Source organism: Streptomyces sp. SID10853, assembly GCF_010548145.1.
In the GTDB taxonomy this organism is placed as follows: domain Bacteria; phylum Actinomycetota; class Actinomycetes; order Streptomycetales; family Streptomycetaceae; genus Streptomyces.
Map to the genome: position 1 here is coordinate 1 of NZ_JAAGLN010000455.1, position 2066 is coordinate 2066.

2 protein-coding genes are annotated in these 2066 nt (G+C 71.1%); one reads left to right on the forward strand and one right to left on the reverse strand.

Annotated elements, in window-relative coordinates:
* Positions 1 to 1028: ATP-binding protein (locus tag G3I19_RS36245; protein WP_239075057.1), on the forward strand; the 1028-nt coding region annotated here is incomplete at its 5' end.
* Between the two features lie 313 nt (positions 1029 to 1341).
* Here the strand turns inward: G3I19_RS36245 and G3I19_RS36250 are convergent.
* On the reverse strand, positions 1342 to 2066 hold a 725-nt coding region (locus tag G3I19_RS36250), incomplete at its 5' end, for an RICIN domain-containing protein (RefSeq protein WP_164267910.1).

Below are 2066 nucleotides of genomic sequence, written 5' to 3' on the forward strand. Positions count from 1 at the left end.
GCCTCACGGACGCGGCGGGTGCGGACGGCGCGGGTGGTGCGGACGAGCCCGCCGGCACGCCCTCCCTCGGCTTCGATCTGGCGCCCGTCGTCGCGCCGTACCGGCTGGGCGGTGACCGTATCCGCCGTACCGCGCGTGCGGCGCTGGACCTCGCTGCCTTCGACGGCGTGGAGTTGTCCGCCGCGCATCTGCGGCTGGCCGCCCGGCAGCAGTCCGCCTCCGGGCTCGAACAGCACGCCCGTCGGATCAGACCGGACGTGACCTGGGACGACCTGGTGCTGCCCGAACGGCCGCTGGCGCAGCTGCACGAGCTGGCCCTCCGTGCCCGCCACCGCGACCGGGTACTCGGCGACTGGCGGCTGAGCGCCGGCGGCGGGCGCGGGCGCGGTGCGCTGGCGCTGTTCGCGGGTGACTCGGGGACCGGCAAGACGCTGTCGGCCGAGGTGGTCGCGGCCGAACTCGGCCTCGATCTCTACGTCGTGCAGCTGTCATCGGTGGTCGACAAGTACATCGGCGAGACCGAGAAGAACCTGGAACGGATCTTCGCCGAGGCCGACCGTACGGATGCCGTGCTGCTCTTCGACGAGGCGGACGCCGTCTTCGGCAAGCGCTCGCAGGTGACCAGCTCGAACGACCGCTACGCGAACCTGGAGAGCGCCTATCTGCTCCAGCGCCTGGAGTCCTTCGACGGCATCGTGCTGCTGACCACCAACCTGCGGGCCAATATCGACGAGGCGTTCACCCGGCGCCTGGACCTGATCGTCGACTTCCCGTTCCCCGATGTCGCCCAGCGGCTGGCGCTGTGGCAGCACAGCCTGGTGCATGTGCCGTGCACGGACGACATCGATCCCGGCCGGTGCGCCAAGGAGTTCGAGCTGGCGGGCGGTTCGATCCGCAGTGCCGTGGTCACCGCCGCCTACGCGGCAGCGGGGCGGGGCTCACCGGTCACATCCGCCGACCTGCTGGCGGGCGCGCAGCGCGAGTACCGCAAGGCCGGACGGCTGGTCCTGGACGACGGCGGCTGGTGACGTCCGGCCGGTGAACGGCGGCTGGTGATGCCTGGCGGGTGAACGGTGGCTGGTGACGCCCGGCCGGTCGGCCGGTTGACGCCTGGCCGGTGAACGGTGGCCGGTTGACGTCCGGCCGGTGAACGGCGGCTGGTGATGCCCGGCGGGTGAAGGGTGGCCGGCGGCGCTGGCCGGGTGGCGGTGCACGGGCGGCTGGTTCTCACCCGCTCACCCGCTCACCCGCCGCCCGCTCTTCGCTCATCGGCCGCTCAGCGGCCGCCCGCGGGCCGCCCGTCGGACGTTCACCGGCCGCCGCCCACCGGTCCCGGCCGGATCACGCGTCCTTGGGCACCTGGACGATGGCCCACTCATGGGCGTCCTGGAGGTCGCACCGCCCGATCAGGAGCTCGTTGTCGTCGTCGTCACCCTGCTTGTTGTCCGGACCGTTCTGCGTCGACTTCAGGCAGAGGTCGTGGCTCGCGTAGTTGCGGATCAGGTAGTGATCGTCGCGCTGCTTGTCGAGCCACCACAGCTGGTTGTCCTGCTTGGTGCCGTTGCAGGTGAACTCGGCGACCCCGGTTCCTGCGGGCCTGGCGCCGAATTCGCCCAGGTCCATGCAGAGTTTGTCCTTGATGTTGCGGATCTGGAAGAGGCTGTTGTTGTGCGGGCCGCCGTGCGAGTAGCGCACCTCCAGGTCCCAGACCTGGTTGTCCGCGTCCGTGTAGTTGCAGTCGTTCTCGATGACCCAGCCGTTGATCTTGCCCTTGTCCCTGCCGGGGAGTTCGGCGCAGAGCTTGGTGCCCGTGTTCTTGAGCGACACGTGCTTGGTGTTCGCCGGATCCGCCTTCTTCTTGGGCGCACCTCCGCCGCCTCCGCCTCCGCCGTTTCCGCCGCCGCTGTTGCCCGCGTCCGGGTTGGCGGGTGCTGACGGGGTGGGCGGGGCGACGCTCGCCGCGGGCGGTGGCAGGCTCGGGGTCGGTGTCGGGGTGGCGATGGCGCCTGCCTCTTCGACCTTCGGCTGGGCCGCGGTGGCGACCGTGGGCTTGTGGGTGAACCAGG